The organism is bacterium, from assembly GCA_028821235.1.
Lineage (GTDB): Bacteria > Actinomycetota > Acidimicrobiia > Spongiisociales > Spongiisociaceae > Spongiisocius.
Map to the genome: position 1 here is coordinate 26,701 of JAPPGV010000128.1, position 17,121 is coordinate 43,821.

20 protein-coding genes are annotated in these 17,121 nt (G+C 62.7%); 10 read left to right on the forward strand and 10 right to left on the reverse strand.

Translation table 11 applies throughout. The annotated features are described in order from the left end of the window. Nucleotides 1-2 precede the first annotated feature (2 nt). The 6 genes from OXK16_13070 (at nt 3) to OXK16_13095 (ending at nt 5,148) form a co-directional block, all read left to right on the forward strand. A complete protein-coding gene (locus tag OXK16_13070; GenBank protein MDE0376875.1) occupies nt 3-779 on the forward strand; it encodes an ABC transporter ATP-binding protein in 777 nt (258 codons plus the stop codon). Nucleotides 780-793: 14 nt separating this feature from the next. Next, nucleotides 794-1,993: an ABC transporter permease subunit gene (locus OXK16_13075; GenBank protein MDE0376876.1), complete on the forward strand. Its 1,200-nt coding sequence runs from the start codon at nt 794-796 to the stop codon at nt 1,991-1,993. Between the two features lie 54 nt (nt 1,994-2,047). Next, nucleotides 2,048-2,962: a DMT family transporter gene (locus tag OXK16_13080; GenBank protein MDE0376877.1), complete on the forward strand. Its 915-nt coding sequence runs from the start codon at nt 2,048-2,050 to the stop codon at nt 2,960-2,962. 148 nt (nt 2,963-3,110) lie between these two features. Then, nucleotides 3,111-3,461, forward strand: coding sequence for a PaREP1 family protein (locus OXK16_13085; protein MDE0376878.1), 351 nt, complete (start codon nt 3,111-3,113; stop codon nt 3,459-3,461). Between the two features lie 11 nt (nt 3,462-3,472). After that, nucleotides 3,473-3,871, forward strand: a complete 399-nt coding sequence (locus OXK16_13090; protein ID MDE0376879.1) for a PaREP1 family protein — start codon at nt 3,473-3,475, stop codon at nt 3,869-3,871. A gap of 260 nt (nt 3,872-4,131) precedes the next feature. Beyond that, nucleotides 4,132-5,148 (forward strand): SPFH domain-containing protein, encoded by a 1,017-nt coding sequence (locus tag OXK16_13095; protein ID MDE0376880.1) that lies wholly within the window; start codon nt 4,132-4,134, stop codon nt 5,146-5,148. 154 nt (nt 5,149-5,302) lie between these two features. Here the strand turns inward: OXK16_13095 and OXK16_13100 are convergent, their stop codons facing one another. Beyond that, on the reverse strand, nt 5,303-6,136 hold the full coding sequence (locus tag OXK16_13100) for an alpha/beta hydrolase (GenBank protein ID MDE0376881.1): 834 nt from the start codon (nt 6,134-6,136) through the stop codon (nt 5,303-5,305). Between the two features lie 94 nt (nt 6,137-6,230). After that, nucleotides 6,231-7,070, reverse strand: a complete 840-nt coding sequence (locus OXK16_13105; GenBank protein ID MDE0376882.1) for an alpha/beta hydrolase — start codon at nt 7,068-7,070, stop codon at nt 6,231-6,233. A gap of 166 nt (nt 7,071-7,236) precedes the next feature. On the opposite strand from OXK16_13105, the gene OXK16_13110 reads away from it, so the two are divergent. Together OXK16_13110 and OXK16_13115 are read left to right on the forward strand one after the other, a co-directional pair. Continuing rightward, nucleotides 7,237-7,455, forward strand: coding sequence for an antitoxin (locus OXK16_13110; protein ID MDE0376883.1), 219 nt, complete (start codon nt 7,237-7,239; stop codon nt 7,453-7,455). Next, the gene (locus OXK16_13115) at nt 7,452-7,856 is read left to right on the forward strand and encodes a PIN domain nuclease (protein ID MDE0376884.1); all 405 of its coding nucleotides are present in this window, start codon (nt 7,452-7,454) and stop codon (nt 7,854-7,856) included. The genes OXK16_13110 and OXK16_13115 overlap by 4 nt, the downstream gene beginning before the upstream one ends. A gap of 86 nt (nt 7,857-7,942) precedes the next feature. Here OXK16_13115 and OXK16_13120 read toward each other — a convergent pair whose 3' ends face one another. Further along, nucleotides 7,943-8,776 (reverse strand): alpha/beta hydrolase, encoded by an 834-nt coding sequence (locus tag OXK16_13120; protein ID MDE0376885.1) that lies wholly within the window; start codon nt 8,774-8,776, stop codon nt 7,943-7,945. Between the two features lie 5 nt (nt 8,777-8,781). Next, nucleotides 8,782-9,921, reverse strand: coding sequence for a DegT/DnrJ/EryC1/StrS family aminotransferase (locus tag OXK16_13125; GenBank protein ID MDE0376886.1), 1,140 nt, complete (start codon nt 9,919-9,921; stop codon nt 8,782-8,784). 378 nt (nt 9,922-10,299) lie between these two features. Between OXK16_13125 and OXK16_13130 the strand changes: the two genes are divergently transcribed. Further along, a complete protein-coding gene (locus OXK16_13130; protein ID MDE0376887.1) occupies nt 10,300-10,599 on the forward strand; it encodes a HigA family addiction module antitoxin in 300 nt (99 codons plus the stop codon). A gap of 202 nt (nt 10,600-10,801) precedes the next feature. Here OXK16_13130 and OXK16_13135 read toward each other — a convergent pair whose 3' ends face one another. From OXK16_13135 to OXK16_13160, 6 genes are all read right to left on the reverse strand, one after another. After that, a complete protein-coding gene (locus tag OXK16_13135) occupies nt 10,802-11,893 on the reverse strand; it encodes a zinc-binding dehydrogenase (protein MDE0376888.1) in 1,092 nt (363 codons plus the stop codon). After that, nucleotides 11,886-13,052: a M24 family metallopeptidase gene (locus OXK16_13140; GenBank protein MDE0376889.1), complete on the reverse strand. Its 1,167-nt coding sequence runs from the start codon at nt 13,050-13,052 to the stop codon at nt 11,886-11,888. Before OXK16_13140 ends, OXK16_13135 begins: the two co-directional genes overlap by 8 nt. Before the next feature lie 16 nt (nt 13,053-13,068). Continuing rightward, on the reverse strand, nt 13,069-13,797 hold the full coding sequence (locus OXK16_13145) for a cysteine hydrolase (protein ID MDE0376890.1): 729 nt from the start codon (nt 13,795-13,797) through the stop codon (nt 13,069-13,071). Between the two features lie 111 nt (nt 13,798-13,908). Further along, nucleotides 13,909-15,072 (reverse strand): Gfo/Idh/MocA family oxidoreductase, encoded by a 1,164-nt coding sequence (locus OXK16_13150; GenBank protein MDE0376891.1) that lies wholly within the window; start codon nt 15,070-15,072, stop codon nt 13,909-13,911. Further along, on the reverse strand, nt 15,069-15,608 hold the full coding sequence (locus OXK16_13155) for a MarR family transcriptional regulator (protein MDE0376892.1): 540 nt from the start codon (nt 15,606-15,608) through the stop codon (nt 15,069-15,071). Before OXK16_13155 ends, OXK16_13150 begins: the two co-directional genes overlap by 4 nt. 363 nt (nt 15,609-15,971) lie before the next feature. After that, nucleotides 15,972-16,541, reverse strand: coding sequence for a hypothetical protein (locus OXK16_13160; protein MDE0376893.1), 570 nt, complete (start codon nt 16,539-16,541; stop codon nt 15,972-15,974). A 377-nt stretch (nt 16,542-16,918) separates the two neighbouring features. On the opposite strand from OXK16_13160, the gene OXK16_13165 reads away from it, so the two are divergent. Continuing rightward, nucleotides 16,919-17,121 (forward strand): hypothetical protein (locus OXK16_13165; GenBank protein MDE0376894.1); only part of this gene is annotated, 203 nt, incomplete at its 3' end.

Consider the following 17,121-nt stretch of genomic DNA (forward strand, 5'->3'; position numbering starts at 1 on the left):
CTATGTCAAGAGTCGTCAGCTTCGAGGGCCTGTGGTGCGTGTTCGAGCACCGGTCCGGCCAACTGGTCAACGCCCTCCACGATGTGAGTTTCGAAGTCCAACCCGGCGAGTTCGTTTGCGTGGTCGGGCGTTCCGGCCACGGCAAGACCACCCTCCTGCGGGTGCTGGCCGGGCTTCAACCTCCGACCGCCGGCCAGACAAGGCTGGGAGACACGGTGGTCGAAGGGCCCGGCGCCGACCGGGCGATGGTGTTCCAGCAGGACACCGTCTTTCCCTGGCTTCACGTCCGCGATAACGTCGAGTTCGGCCTCCGCGCCCTCAAGGTGGACGACGAGGAACGAAAGTCCACAACCGCCCACTGGTTGGACGCGGTGGGGCTGACCGACTTCGCCGACTCGTGGCCCCGGGAACTGTCCGGAGGTATGCGCAAGCGGGTGGCGCTGGCGGCAGCCATGGCGGTCGGCTCCGATGTGATCCTCATGGACGAACCCTTCGGATCCCTCGACTACTTCACCCGCCGCAATCTCCATGACGTGCTCCTCGACCTGTGGGAAGAGACACAGAAGACCATCTTCTTCGTGACCCACGACATCGAGGAGGCCTTGATCCTGGCCGACCGCGTGATCCTCCTGGCCGAAGGAAAACTGGTCGATGACATCCCGGTCGACCTGCCACGCCCCCGTGATGAAGATGTGCGAGCCAGTGCCGGCGCGGTGGATATCACCAAGACGATCCTGGCCCACTTGGGAATCACCGAAGAGGAAGCGACCCAGGTTTGAGCCTCACCAGACTCTTGAGGATCCTATTCTGGGTCGGATGGGCCGCCTGGATCTTCGGCTCAGGTCTGGTCGTCCTCGCCTTCTCGTCGCTTGGAGACTGGCAGTTCGAAGAGGGCACACTCCATCTCACCTGGCAATTCATCTCCTTCTGGGTTGTCCTGTGGTGGGCCTACACATTCGTCTTCCGATACCGAAGGTCGGCCGCAGCGGTCATCAGGATCGGGAAGGGCATTGTCCGTCTGCCCGAGCGCATCTTGAACGCCGTGAAGAACAATCCTCTTTTCTTCATCACCTGGGCGGTATTGCTGGTGGGCTGGCAGATCGTGTCGTACATCGCACCCAAGGGGACTCTTGAACATCCGCTCGTGCCAGGATTCGACTACATCATCTACAACGCCCTTTACAGACTGTCCGGCAACTGGGACTTGTTCGGGGGGTTCAGCTTTGCCGGACTGACCGTGCAGTTCGGAGAGTTAGCGCCGTTCCCCGCCATCGAAGGTGCCGAGTCGAGGACTTGGACAGCTGTGTTCCTGGCATTGGGATTTCACTCCTTCATGACCCTGTCCCGGCTGGTGGCCGGCTTGGGTGTCGGGTTGATCACTGGTCTGGTTACCGGTCTTGCCCTTCCCTACTGGTCCGCCCTGCGGCAGATCTCGTGGGCGCCGTTCAACTTCCTCAGAATGATCCCGTTGCTGGCGGCGATTCCCTGGATGCAGTTCGCCCTGGGAGTCGACCTCCGCGCCACCACCCTCTTCATCGGCTTCGGGGTGTGGGTGATGCTGGTGGTGGCGACCATGAACGCGGTGGCCAACGTGCCCGACCGGTACATCGAGAGCGCCCGAACCCTGGGCGCCTCGCGGTTCTATACCTATCTCAGAGTGGTGGTTCCGGGCGCCATGCCGGAGCTGCGCACCGCGCTCTTGCTGGCCGGTGGGCTCGGGTGGTCGTTGACTATCGCCGCCGAGTTCCTGGGCTTCCCGACCGGACTGGGCTTCATGGCCGCCGCGGCGGTTCAGGAAACCAACACGGCTCGGCTGGTTATCGTGGCCATAGTGGTCGCCTTCTACTCGCTCCTGACCTTCTACCTGCTCAACCAGATGTTCAACCGGATGGTCAGCTGGATGCCGCAACGGGTCAGTGGCACTACGGACATCTCCAAGGTGGCGGGCGCAGCCGGCGCTGCCGGTCGCGCCGGAGACCAACTTCGCGAGTAGTCCGAATCGACAACCGGTTCAGTCCACGGCAGTGACCCGGCCAAGACACGGATCATGCTGATCGGGGCCGTATTCGGGATGATCACCGCGGTGACGCTGGGCGTCAACAACCTGCTCACGGCGGTCGTGGCCCGCCGTTTCGGGGTGCTGCGCTCCACCACGGTCACCCTAACCATCGCCTTCGTGGTGATGATCGCCTGGGCGCTCGTGATCGGCGTGCCGTTCGAGATCACGAGGGACCAGATCATCCTGCTGGGCCTCCTGGGTGCGGCCGCTGCCACGTCGTTCCTGGGAAGCTACATGGCTCTGCGGCTCGGTCCGGTGTCGGTCGTGAGCCCCATCAGCGCGCTATCGGGCGCCATAACCGTCCTCTACTCCTACTGGTTGCTCGCCGAGAGGCCGAGCGCTGTGCAATGGATCGGGATCCCTATTGCGGCCCTGGGAGCGGTCCTGGCGTCGCTGGTCATCGAGAAGGGCGCCAGGATCCGGCTGGTCACGTGGGGACCGGTCTTCGCCATGATCGCAGTGCTGGTGGGATCGCTCTCCAACGCCGGTCTCAAGATCCCCATCCGTGACGGGCTCGACTCCAACTGGACCATCATCACCCAGCGGTTCTACACCGTCGCCTACGTAGTGCTGCTGTTCGTGATAATCGCCCGGATAACCCAGAACCGGCAGCGGGAGGGCAAGGATTCCCGGCTGGAGGACTGGGACAAGCGGCAATCGAAGATCACCTGGCGCAATGGTTGGCTGCTGGGCCTGGTCGGGCTGATCGACGCCGTCTCCTTCGTCACCTTCGGGTACGGCCTGGCCTACGCACCGGCCTGGCTTATCGGGATCCTCTCCCAGAGCGGCCGGGTGATCGCGGTGGTCGGCGGAGTGATCTTCTTCCACGAGCGACTCCACCACCTGCAATGGACAGGGGTGGGGCTGGTGGCGGTCGGTTTGGTGATGTCCATCGCCGGTTAGTTCTCGTCGGAGAACAGTCCCGTTGAGTATCCCCTGGTCGGCAACACGTTCCCCTATTACCTTGCTCGAACATTGTGCAACAACTCATAGTGATAGAAATAATGTACAATGACTATGAGCGATGATGAACACAGGGGGGTCAGGCTCGATGCGGACCTTGACATACCAGGAAGCGGCCCGACAACTGTTGGCCCAGGGATTTGCGGAGCTAGCCGAAGGCGACTCACGGCAGGCATCGGAGAAAGGATGGGGCGCCGCCGCACAGATGATCAAAGCCGTCGCTTCCAACCGCGGATGGAAACACGACAGCCACGCCGCCCTCTACCGGGTCATCGACCGGCTGGTCAAGGAAACGGGCGACGACGACGTGCGCAACCGGTTCGCCAGTGCCAACGCCCTACACCAGAACTTCTACGAAAACTGGGGCAGCGCCGACTACGTAGCCGGAGGACTCGCAGACGTACAGCAACTGCTCAACAGGCTGGAACGGTTGTTGTAGCAGGACAGGCCATGATGAGGACCACGATGCAGACGTTGACATACCAGGAGGCGGCCCGACAACTGTTGGTCCAGGGATTTGCGGAGCTAGCCGAAGGCGACTCACGGCAGGCATCGGAGAAAGGATGGGGCGCCGCCGCACAGATGATCAAAGCCGTCGCTTCCAACCGCGGATGGAAACACGACAGCCACGCCGCCCTCTACAGAGTTGTCGGAAATCTGGTCACGGAGACCCGCGACGACGGCATCCGCAAACGCTTCACGACGGCCAACGCCCTACACCAGAACTTCTACGAGAACTGGGGAGACGCTGACTACGTGTCCGGGGGCCTGGCAGATGTAAAGGATCTGCTCGACAAGCTCGAACCGTTGCTGGAGCAGGCGCGAGCCGGCAAACAGCGCGACGGTTGATAGATGCACGATGCAGACGTTTGCCATACCATGAAGTTGCCCGGCACCTGCTGGCCCAGTGCCTTGAGGAGCTGCCCGCGGCAACCCCCGGAAGGTGGACCGACAGGCAACTTATAGCCTCCCGGGCTTCGCCCACCGCGTATTCGCACGAGACCGTCGACTGGCTATAACGTCTGGCTGGTTGCTGCTCCAGGCCCGATTCGACATAACAGCACAACCCAGTGCCGAACGGGCACGGGACTACAGAAAGGAACCAACCCATGTTCATCGCGATCCTCGCAATCGTCCTAGCAGTGGTCGGGGTTGTATTGCTCACTATTTGGCTCAGGACCAGGAAGCGAGCCAGCAAGGAGACCGATAGTTACCGGCAGCGGGATCTGGCGGGAACCGCCGTGTTCATCGGCGTCATCGCAGCGGTAGCGGGAACCGCTGCGGTCGGCCTCGCAATAGCGTCCCTCGTCACCATCATTCCGGCCAACCATGCGGGAGTGGAGGTCCTGTTCGGCAAGCCCACACGGGTGTTCGGAGAGGGTCTGAACATCAAGAACCCACTGGCCAGTGTGGTCGAGATGCCCGGCCTCCAGCAGGAGTCCACCTACAGCAACACCGTGAACGAAGGCGAGCGTGGCGGGCCCGACGCGGTCGTCGCCCAGACCACCGACAACCTGGACGTCGACGTGGACGCTTCGGTGTTGTGGAGTTTGAACCTGGAAGGGACCGGACCGGTCGACACGTACCGTGAGTACCGGACTATCGAACAGGTCCGCGCGGTGTTGCTGAGACCGATCAGCCGAGACGCGATCCGCGTCTGCATCGCCCGGTTCAACTTCGAGGAAGCCAGGACCATCGGCCGTGAACAGATCGGTGACTGCTCAGCCCAGGCCATAGCAGCCGCAGTGTTCCCGTTCGTCATCGTCAGAGACGTACAGATACGGGAGATGTCGGCATCGCCCGAAGTCATGGCGGCGATCGACCGCAAGGCAGCGGCGGAGCAGGCAGCACGGGAGGCGGAGTTCCGACGGGACCAGGCGGCTATCGACGCTGAGACGGCCCGTATCGCCGCGGAGGGTGTTGCCAACGCCGAGATCGAACGGGCACGAGGCATCGCCGAGGCCAACCGGCTGGTCGACGAGAGCCTGACCCCGACATTGCTGGAGTACCGGAAGGTCGAGTTCCTGTCCCAAAGCAACAACACCGTTTGGGTGCTAGGCAGCGATGACTCGCCTGAGTTGGTGATTCCGGTCGGCGGGCCAATTGCTCCCGACGAGGAAGAGTAGGCAAAGATGAACCAGTGGTCAGTGGTCAGTGGTTTGGTCAGTGGTCAGCGGCAAGAAAGGTTTATAACATTTCTTACTAGACTTTAGAGTTTCACAAGCCACTAGCCACTAGCCACTAGCCGCTAGCCACTAGCCACAAGCCACAAGCCACCACTCAAGGGAAGTTGTACTGGAATACCCCTCCGGTACGGACCATCTCGGCGGCGATTCCGTCGGCATGCTGGATGAAACGGTTCAGCATCGCGTTGATCTGGTCCGGCACGTCCTGTAGAGCCTTGTGGCCGGCACCGACCGGTTTCCCGATCACCACCTGCGGGCACAACTCCCGGAGCAAGTCCAGATCGAGATGAGGTTGGCCACAATCGATGTACAGGTAGGGACATCTCACCGCGGAGAGGATGGGGCCCGCGTCGAAGGCCATCATCCCCTTCCAGCCATTGAGGATCACATGGTCGGGGACCAGGGCCAGCCGCTCGGCGATCGTGCCTACCCGGGATGGGTCATCGGTGGGCAGGTACGAAGCCATCAGGAATCTCCGCAGGGTCTCGCGATAGTCCTGATCGGCGGTCATCAGGTGGTCGAACGGTCCATGATGTCGCTGGTGCCACCCGGGAATGTTGCTGGGCGAGTCCAGACTCGCGATTGCGCCCACCAACCCGGGATGGCGTGCAGCTGCCGAGATGATCACCTGCCCACCCATGCTCTGGCCCACGAGCACCGGCTTCTCCAGCCCCATGTCTCGGATCAATGCGGCAACGTCGTCGCCGTGGCCCTCCATCGTGTAGATCTCGTCTGGCTTGTCACTCTCGCCGTGCCCACGCAGATCCACTGCGACACAACGATGGTCAGGAGAGAAATACTCCTCCTGGAAGCCAAAACCGGTGCGGTTCCCGAATCCGCCGTGGATGAAAACGATGGCCGGATCACCGGAACCCACCTGGTGGTAGGCAATACGGACACCGTCAGAAGTAGTGAAGTATTCGGTCATGAGATGGGAGGTTAGTGGTCAGTGGTCAGCGGTCAGCGGTCAATGGACATCCTGAATAGATAGTCCTTAACACCTAACACCTAACACCCAACACCTAAGCTTCCGGGAAGTTGTACTGGAATACTCCGCCGGTTCTTACCATCTCGGCGGCGATTCCGTCGGCGTGCTGGATGAAACGGTTCAGCATGGCGTTTATCTGGTCCGGTACGTCCTGTAGAGCCTTGTGGCCGGCACCGACCGTCTTCCCGATCACGACCTGCGGGCACAACTCCCGGAGCAAGCCGAGATCAACATCGGGCTGGCCGCAATCGATGTACAGGTAGGGGCACTGCACCCCTCGCAGGGTCTCCGTCGGGTCGTAGTCCTTCTTGCCCAGCCAGCTGTTGAGGATGACGTGGTCCGGAACCTCGGCCAGCCGCTCGGCCATCTGCCCCAGCCGGGATGGGTGGTCGGTCGGCAGGTAGGCGGCGCTGAGAAAAGCGATGAGCGTCTCCCGGAAAGGGCCGTCCTTGTGCATCAGGTGGTCGTAGGGACCGTGGAAGCGTTGGTGCCACCCGGGAATGTTGCTGGGTGAGTCCAGGCTGGCGATGGCGCCCACCAGGTCCGGATAGTGCGCGGCCGCCGCGATGATCACTTGCCCGCCCATGCTCTGGCCCACCAGCACCGGGTTCTCCAGGCCCAGGTAGCGGATCAACTCGGCGACATCGTGTCCGTGCTGGTCCATCGTGTAGAGCTCGTCCGGTTTGTCGCTCTCCCCGTGACCGCGCAAGTCGACCGCTATACACCGGTGGTCCGGCGAGAAGTACTCCTCCTGGAAACCGAAGCCTCCCCGGTTGCTGTAGGCGCCGTGGATGAAGATGATGGCCGGATCGCCGGCACCCACCTCGTGGTAGGCGATGCGTATCCGGCCGGAGGTCGTGAAGAACTGAGTCATGGGTGCGAGGATAGTGGTCGGCTGTCAGTGGTCAGTTATCAGTGGTCAGTTGTTGGTTATCAGTATAATTCAATATAAACTAATAATATACACCAGCCACCAGCCACCAGCCACCAGCCACCAGCCACGATATACTAGGATATCATCCACTGATCGGAGGTTGGTCTTGGCAGATATCCTCATCCGCGGTGTTCCCGACGAGGTCGTCGCCATCGTCGAAGCCAACGCCAGGCGTGTCGGACTGTCCAGGGCGGAGTACATCAGACGCGTACTGGAACGCGAGCAACAACGTGGCGGCGCTGTAAGCGTCGACTCGCTGCGGCGCTTTCGGCAGACCTTCCGCGATCTCGAAGATGATGAGTTGATGCGCTCAGCCTGGTCATGACAGCATGGCTGATCGATAAGTCGGCTCTCGTACGGTTGGTTACAAGTCCCCATGCGGCGGTGTGGGCGTCGAGAATCGAGCGAGGGTTGGTTCGTATCTGCACAGTGACCCGACTGGAAATCGGATTTTCGGCCCGTTCGGCCGGCGACCTCCGGCAGAGCGCTTCCGAACCCCCGTTGAGCGCCATGCCCATCGAGTACCTGACGCCCTCTATCGAGAACCGGGCCATCGATGTGCAGCAGGCTCTCGCGGATGTCGGCCACCATCGAGCCCCTTCGATCCCCGATCTCCTGATCGCTGCGACCGCTGAACTGTCACTGTTCACCGTTCTACACGTCGACAAGGACTTCGAACTGATCGCCCGGATCACGGGTCAACCTGTCGAGCGATTGCTCCTCTAGGAATACGTCCTGTAGACCGGTGGTCAGTGGTCAGTGGAAAGTCAATGTAGAATAGTACAATCAATCACCACTCACCAGCTACCAACTCAGGGGAAGTTGTACCTGAACACTCCGCCGGTGCGGATCATCTCGGCCGCGATCCCGTCGGCGTGCTGGAGGAATCGGTTGAGCATGGCGTTGATCTGGTCTGGAACATCCTGCAGCGCCTTGTGCCCGGCGCCGACCGTCTTGCCGATCACGACCTGCGGGCACAGTTCACGCAGAAGGTCCAAGTCGAGATCGGGCTGGCCGCAGTCGATGTAGAGGTAGGGACACTTCATCTGGCGCAGCGTCTCGGTCGGGTCGTAGGCGCTCATTGCCTGCCAAGCCCGTACGATCACATGGTCGGGTATCGCGGCCAGCCGCTCCTCCAGCCCTGCGACGTGGGATGGGTCGTCGGTGGGCAGGTAAGCGCCTCGTAGGAACATGTGGACCGCCTCCCGGTAGGGCCCGTCGAAGGTCATCAGGTGGTCGAAGGGTTCGTGGAAGCGCCGCTGCCAGCCCGGGATGTTGCTGGGCGAGTCCAAGCTTGCCACCGCGGCGACCAGCTCGGGATGTCGCGCAGCAACCGATATGACTACCTGCCCGCCCATGCTGTGTCCCACGAGGATTGAACGCCCCAGGCCCAGCCGGCGGATCACTGCGGCCACGTCGTCGGCGTAGCCTGCCATCGAGTAGACCTCGTCGGGCTTGTCGCTGTCGCCGTTGCCGCGCAGATCGACGGCCACACATCGATGGTTAGGCGCGAAGTAACCCTCCTGGAGTCCGAATCCCAACCGGTTGCCATAGATGCCGTGGATAAACACGATCGGCGGGTCGCCGGCCCCTACCTCGTGGTAGGCAATCCGCACCCCGTCCGGTGTAGTGATCCATGCTGCCACGCCGGTCAAGACGATCGGAAGAATTCCAGGAGCTTCGAGGCGGCCTCCTCGACCTGAGAATCGGTGATCTGGGGGAAGCAGGGCAGACCGATCATCCGTGACGCGGTCTCCTCCGCCACGGGCAGGGAGCCGGGGCCGAGACCCATCCACCGGAAGGCGGGATGCAGGTGCAACGGTGGGTTGTAGTACAGGCGGCTGGCGACTCCTCGCGACGCGAGGTACTCCCGAGCCTCGTCACGACGGCCGGCTGGCACCATCGCGTTGTAGGCGAAGTAGACGTGGCGCGCCCACGGCGCCTCGTAGACAGGTGTCACCGGTGTCCCGGAGAAGATCTCACGGTAGAGGGCGGCAGCCCGCCGTCGTCCGGCAATCCGGTCCTCCAGAGTTTGGAGCTTGGCGTTGAGCACCGCGGCCTGCAGGGTGTCGAGCCGCTGGTTGAAACCCTCCTCCAACACTTCCCAGCCCGTGCCTCCGGTCAGGTCCTTGCCTGACAGTCTCATGCCGGGAGCGTGGCCGTAGTTGCGCAGCACACGGATCCGCTGCGCCAGATCGGGATCGTTGGTGACCACCATCCCCCCGTCTCCGTACCCCCCCAGGATCTTCCCCGGCGCCACGCTGAAGCATCCCAGGGGTCCGAAGCTCCCGGTTCTGCGGCCCTTGTACTCGCCTCCCACCGCCAGAGCCGAGTCCTCCAGCACCGTGATCCCGTGGCGGTCGGCGATCTCGCAGATGGGATCCATGTCGGCAGGGTGGCCGAACAGGTGGACCGGGAGGATCACCCTCGTGCGCGGGGTGATCTTCTCCTTCAGCTTCTCGGGATCCATCGTGAACGTGTCCGCGGTGGTGTCGGCCAGCACCACCTTCGCTCCCGCGTGGGTCACCGCCGACGCCGTGGGGTTGTCGGTATTGGGGACGGTGATTACCTCGTCCTCTGGACCCAGGTTCAGCACTGCAAGGGCGAGGTGAAGGGCGGCGGTACCGGAACCCACTCCCAGGGCGAACCTGGCCCCGACGTAGTGGGCGAAGGCTTCCTCGAAGGCCTCAAGTTCCTCGCCCAACACGTAGTTGCCGCTGGCCAGGACACGCGCCACCGCTCCGTCGATCTCGGTCTTCAGAGACCGGTATTCCATAGCCAGATCGCTCATCGGCACTACCAAGGCTCGCTCCTCCGTCAGGTTGTTTGCTGGTCTGGTTGGAAGGCAGACCACTGGCGGGAATCCTAACCCCGGTCCGACTCGCCGAGGCTTGGATCGGCGGAGTCAGCCGCGTAGGGCGACCGTCCGCATCGCTGATGCGCCTAGCGGCCCAGTCTGGCAGGGACCACCAGTCTCTCTTGACAACAGCCCGGAACGTATGATATATTGACGTTGTTATACAGTTAAAATTGAAGATTATCTACTTGTATAAGTTTTAGGTATATCAATCAGTTATTCATATGCGACTACCACCACTTAGAGAGGACGGCTAGGAGAGAAGTGAATTGCTTCATTCAACGACAAAGGATTGGAAGGCAGGTGACCTGATTGGCGTTACACGACCCTCCACATCCTGGGGCAATACTGAGGTATGAGTGCCTCGAACCCTTAGGCCTTACCGTTGCGCGCGCAGCCGCGGGACTGGGTATGAGCCAGGAGGCTCTGTCCGGTGTGCTCGACGGAAGTTCCCCTGTATCGGTTGACATGGCCTTCCGGTTGGCGCAGGCGTTCGGTTCCACCCCGGAGACTTGGTTGGGTATGCAGATGGCATACGACCTCTGGCAGGCCCGCCACAACATCAGCACACAGGTCGAGGTCGAGAGGTTCGTGCCTCCCGTCGCTGTCTAGCTTCGGTTCACGACGCGTCTCGGCCTTCAGTTCAGGGGTTGGAAGCATGCACCAGCCCCTCAATCATGAAGGGACGAGGACGCTGGAGGACGTGAGTCATCGCTTGGCATGTCCCTCAACTAACTAAGGGTGGCAGCAGTCCTCGAGGCTGTAACCTCCGCCAACTACCAATGACCGGCTCTGCCTCGAGAAGTCGGCGAGGTCAGCCCGGAACCACGACGGTGCGCAGAGCGGACCCCGTTTCCAGGTTCTCGAAACCCTTCTCCATTTCCGACAGGGGGATCGTGTGGGTGACCATGGAGTCCAGGTCGAGGCTGCCGGCCTGGTAGAGCGAGTCCAGCACCGGGAAGTCCTGGGCCGGTATCCCCTCCCCTCCGTGGGTGGTCATCAACGTCGACGTGTTCCGGAAGAAGGCGGACGGATTCAGATCGGTCGCCGAACCCACAGGTGGCACTCCGATCATGGTGGCGACTCCCCCGTAGGACAGCATCGCCAAGGCCTGCTCCAACGTGTCGGCCATTCCCACCGCTTCGAAGGAGAAGTCGACCCCTTGACCGCCGGTTATTGCTCTCACAGCCTCCACGGCGTCCTGCTCGGCCGAGTTGACCGCATGGGTGGCGCCCATCGACATCGCCCACTCGAGCTTGAGATCGGAGATGTCCACCGCGATCACCTTGGAGGCGTTGGCCATCCGGGCACCCTGCACGGTGGAGAGGCCGATCCCCCCGCAGCCGATCACCGCGGCGGTGGCGCCCGGCCACACCTTGGCGGTGTGGAAGACGGCGCCGGTACCGGTCATGACCGCGCAACCGAGCATGGAGGCCGAGGTCATCGGCATGCCATCGCTCACCTGGAAGGCAGCGCCGGCATCCACGGGGATCCGCTCGGCGTACATCCCCAAGCCCATCGGAACCTCGACCGTGGACCCGTCGGAAGACAGCGTGACCTCGGGAGCGCTAGGGGAGGATGAATTGCAACGTCGAGGGTCGTTGCGGCGGCACATCGAGCACGAACCACACGGGACACGGCATCCCACCGCCACCCGGTCGCCCTCCTTAAGGCGGGTCACTCCCCTGCCGACTTGCTCCACGACACCGGCGCCTTCGTGGCCCAGCAGCATGGGGTAGCGGGGCTCCCGCCCCGATTGCAGGCCCTTCGAGACCTTGTAGTCGGTGCGGCACACGCCCGCCGCCTCGACCCGGAGGATCACTTCGTCGTCCCTGGGGGGACCGATCTGTATGCCGGTTATCTCGACCCGACCCGGCTCGACGACCAGGGCCGCGCGGCTATGCATCCAGGTCGACCAGGATGTCGCGGTCGTAGGTGAGCCGCTCGCCGCCGTCGGGGGTGACCCGCACGTTGTCGGAAACGCATATCCCTGCCAAGGCCAGGGCCTCATCCGGGTCTTCGAATGTGATCTGTGGATGGAGGTTGATGACCATGTCGGTCTTCATGACCCGTTCCTTGCCCGGAACCCAGGGCGGCTCGTGCGAGTCCAGCCCGATGCCGTGCGCCGTGTAGGCCACCGACTCCTCGCCGCCCTGACCGTACTTGCGATGGACCCGGTTCCGGGCGGCGATGACCTCTTCGGAGGAGTCACCGGTCTTCATCGCCTCGATGCAGGCGTCCAGGGTCTCCAGACGGGTCTCCCAGTACCGCAGGATCTGGTCGGAAGGGCGGCCGAAACAGTAGGTCCGCCGCACTTCCACCCAGTAACCGGAGGGACCTCCCCACTCCAGGTCTATGCAGATGACGTCGTCCCTCTCGATCTCGGCGTCCATCCCGAAGGTGTAGGCACGGTACGGCTGGCGGCTCATCTGGGCGATCCCGTCCAGGCAGCCGTGCTGGCGGACCAGACGGTGAGCCTCGGCCAGCACGTCGCGCTCATTGGTGCCGGGCCGGATGTGGCCCTCCAGACCGGCGAACACCCGGCGGATGATGCGGGATGTCTCGCGGAGGTTGTCGAGTTCCTCGCCGCTCTTGACGGACTTGATGTCGTCGAAGACATCTGTGGCGTCCACCAGGGTGGCGGTGCCTCCGAACGTCCTCTGGAAGGCCATGTAGTGGGCGGCGGAGGTGATATCGGCCAGCCCCACGATCCCGATGGTTCCGCTGGAGATGCCGTGGTCGGACAGGATCCCGGCGATCTCGACCTCCGGAGTCTGGGTAGCCCGATAGTCCTGGATCCAGTTGACCAGCGCCACGCGGGAGAGGCCCCACAGCGGATCGCCGATGAAGGTGGGTTCACCCTTCTGGGGAAGGACGACCATACCCCACCCGGCCCACTGGAAGATGTCGCTCACGTACTGCACTCGGCCCCGTACGAACTCGTCGCCACGGCTGCAGATGATCATCGCGTCGATCCCCGCTCCGGCCATGGCCTCTCGCAGCACGCGATGGCGTCTCTCCCGCTCGTCGGGGGAGGAAATGTGGGTCAGCTTGCCTTCAGCCATTCGAGACCGGCTCCTTTCAACTGGTGGGCGTCGGGATCGACGCGGGACGGTGCATGGCGGGGGTTTCGGGGTTCTCCAGTTCCTTGCATATCTCGTCGGTGGTCCGGGAGGCGATGAACCCCCCGTCGGTCATCCGCACCAGGGCGTTCTCATGGAGTTCCCTGGTGGACGACGTGCAGGCATCCGACACCAGGGACACCGAGTATCCCCGATCGGCTGCGTCACGGGCGGAGAGTTCCACACACCCCTCCGTCACGATTCCCGTGAACACGAGATGGCTGACCCCCATCCGCTTGAGAACGTTGTCGATGGCGCTGGAGTTGAACACGCTGGAGGAGGTCTTGGAGAAGATCATCTCGTCGCCCTGCGCGGCCACCTCCGGCAGGAGCTCGTCATCGTAGGGCTCGCGGGGTACCGGTTCGAGTTCTGCGGACGGCATGAATGCCTTACCTGCGTCCCGACCGTCAGCGGTCCGGTAGGCGACCCGGACGTGGATGACTTCCTCTCCCGCATCGCGGAAGGCGTCCTGGCACCGGCGCACGTTGGGAAGGATGCCGTTGATGTTGTCCCAACGTTCCTGCATGGTCTCCGGCTTGCCGGCGGCCTGGGCGATCCTGCCAATCCACCCGTCCGCATGAGCATCCAGATACTGCAGGTCGATGGTGAGGAGCGCCGTCTTCCCCGGTTCGATGGAGGGAAAGGAGGGTCGGGGGAACAGGTCGTAGAAGGGGTCGTGCAGGTCCAAGGTTCTCAGCCTTTCGTAGAGACTTGCCGGTTCATGCGGAACGGAGTTGCTTGCTGCAACAGATCCACCTCCGGCCGGCGCCAAGTATACGGCTCGCCGGAAAGGGTCTATCTACACCGTCACCCTTCGGCCCTCGCGGCTCGAGAGCATGACCGCGTCGAGAAGACGATGAAGGTCCACACCGTCGTGGAAGTCGGGCCGGAAACGACGTCCCTCCCTGATCGACTCAGCGAAATCGGTGAGAGACCTGGCCACGTTGTAGGCAGAATGTCCTTCCGTGATCGGAGTGTCCGAGAAGTAATCGGCGGGAATCTCGACCTCCTCCAAACGTCCGGATTCTCCGCCCCCTACCGACAACGCCATCGGGCCGACCGAGACCTTCACGGGACTGAATTGGTAGTAGGAAGGAGCCGCCAGCAGGATCTGCCCCTCCTCCCCGAGGATCCGCAGCGAATAGCCCTGCGGCGGCGAGACGGTGTTGGAGACATAGGCCGTCCCGACGACGCCTCCTGCCAGTTCGGTCATGGCCATCACGGTGTCGGCCGTCTTCCACTCGAAGGATCCGCCGTCGGTGTACACCCCGGCAGGGGAAAGGGTCAACTGGCGAGCGGAGATACTCTGCACCTCTCCCAGGATGTAACGGACCGAGTCGATCACATGGCCGAAGGCCACGAACAGGGCGCCGCTGGCCTCCTCATGGCGCACCAGCCAGGCACGGTCGCGATCGACATCGAACTTGGACAGCATCTGGGTGACCACGAACGACAGGGGTCTGCCCACTGCGCCATCGGCCACCAATCGGCGTGCCCAGGCGATCGCCGGGGAGAAGCGGCCCTGCAACCCGACCGCGGTCGGGATGCCATCCTGGCTGGCCTGCGTAGCCATCTCCCGTGCCTCGGTGGTGTCGAGGGCCAGGGGCCACTCGCAGAACACCGCCTTGCCCGCTCGAAGGGCCGCCATGGACAGCGGGTGGTGGAAACGGGGCCGGACCGCCACCGTGACGATGTCGACTTCGGGATCGTTGCACAGGTCGTCTATGCCCGCGTACCACTTCGGGGCCCCCCAACGGTCGGCGGCTGCTCTGGCAGTCTCCTCCCGGGTCGTGCATACGGCCTCCAGGACCAGTCCGGGGGCGGACTGCAGGGCCGGCAGATGGGCGCGATCGCCGAACCCGGGAGGGCTGGCGCCCACCACTCCCACCCGCACAGGGTCGCCGGTGATCCGCTGACCCGCGCTGTTCTGGCCATCGGACCGGTTAGAGGGTGCGTTCGTCATGCCCACGCGGTGGCGAGTTTCCTCAGGACCGCTGTCAGAGCAGCGCGTTCCTCGTCGGTCAGGACAGCGAGCCTTCGTTCCCGTTCCTCGGTACGGCGCAGGACCATGCGCTGGGCGCACGCTGTCCCTTCCGGTGTGATAGCAAGTCCGGCCGCCCTTCGATCGGTCGGGTGTGGAGTGCGTTCGGCGTAGCCGAGCCTCTCCAGCCGGTCGACCCGGTTCACCATCGTCGCGGTGGTCATATCGAGTCTGTTCGCTACGTCGGTCGCGGTCATCAACCGCCCCTCGTGGTGAGCGAGTCGCAGGACCGACAGGACCTGGTAGTCGCTCTGGTTGACCAAGCCTTCCTGTATGGCAATCAGGTCCATCGCTTCGTTGAGGGCATCAGCGAGTTGTAGTAGCCGAGCGGCCGCCTCGATCCTGTCGAATGCCGTACCGGGAAGGATCTGCTCCCAGTTCGATATCTTCCAGTCGACCGGATCGTCGCCAACCGGCCTGATCGAGTCCGTCATCCTGACCCCCTCTATCGTCCGCATCAGTGCTCGAAACCGAATCCTTGGGTGTTGTATGTTAATCAATCTACTACTGGTGCTCGTCGGATAGCTCAGTCCCCGCGACGGATCGTTTGTCGATGTCGACACACAGAGCAACCGGTTGGCGTAACGACCCGACTCGCACGCAGGAGGTTGGCGCACCGCGTGCGGACAACCACGCCAGGCGCCAGGTGTCAGAGTTGGCGCACCGATGCGGAAGACCCCCGGCTTAGCCCCCCAAAAAGAGGGGGAGGGAGCCCTCGGCAGGCTCCCTCCCCCATGTCCCCCGTTGATCCTTACGGGGAGCACTGCATCTTTTTCGCAGTCGGTGAAATAGCTGACGACCATTCCGAACCGCCAGAGTGGTTACGCACATACCCTCTCGCCTTCGTCCGCCAGTCCGTCAGTTTCACACCGGGACATTCCCTCGACATGTAACGCCAGGACAGTCTCATCCTGGTACTCCCAGCCGGAATCGGCCTTGTCGCCAGTGCGCCATGTGTACACATACCTGTACTGCAACCAGCCCTTCACCTTGTGCTTGTACCAGTTGCCTGTGCAAACCTGCCACCCTGACGAGTCCATACCGTCGATGTCCTCGTTGTAGGTGGGCCGATCAGCTTCAACAGTGCAGACGATGACCCTACGCACGTAGTCCCTTGCGGCTCCGACCTGCGAGTCGGTGAGGGTTCCGGTCCACCGGGCCACCACGCCGTCCTCCAAAGCATCCGCCGAGGACGCCCAAAGAACTTCGGATGTGCCATCGTCAGCCAGCGTGTACGTGACGGACCCTGTTTCGGTCGGGTTAGGAACATGCCCATCGACCGTCACTCCAACGAAGTTGGCTGTGACGGTGAGGTCACCGCTCAACGGCTCGGCTGCTTCTGTGTCGGGTTGGCCGACTGCCGGGACTATCAGTCCGACCAGCACAGCCAACAAGACCAAGCCTACTAGTGTTCGTTTCATCACCACTCCCTCCCTCCGGCTGTGTACGTTACGACATACATATTAATAGATTGCTAAACGTTTAGCTAATAAGCCGTAATCAAACCTCCGGCTGGAACCGATGTCTTGAACAAACTTCGCACGAAAGTCGGGTGCTTCACTACCGCTTGTGTCTTTGTGTTCATCGGGAGACAGCCGCCAGTGTCTTTCTGTTCATCGAGAGACAAAGGAGCCGGGGGACGGTTCCGGGAGAATGAATGGTACCCCCAAGCCCCCACCCACCCACCCGTCGCTCCACTGATTCAAGTGCTGACTCCACGAAACCGGGGGACCACCGATGAGTTGTCACCCTGGATAGCATCAGGGCGATGAAGAAGAGTCGGGTCATGGCCCTCGTCATCGTGTTGTTGATCGTGCTGGCGCTCGCGATGAGCGGCACGTCGATCATCCATACCACCGACACCCCCCCCCCCCCCCCCCCCCAAAGCGGGGGGGGGGGGGGCCGCAACCCGGACACCGCATGGGGGCTGGCCACCCCCCAGGGGGTGGGGCCCCACAAAAAAAAAGAAGA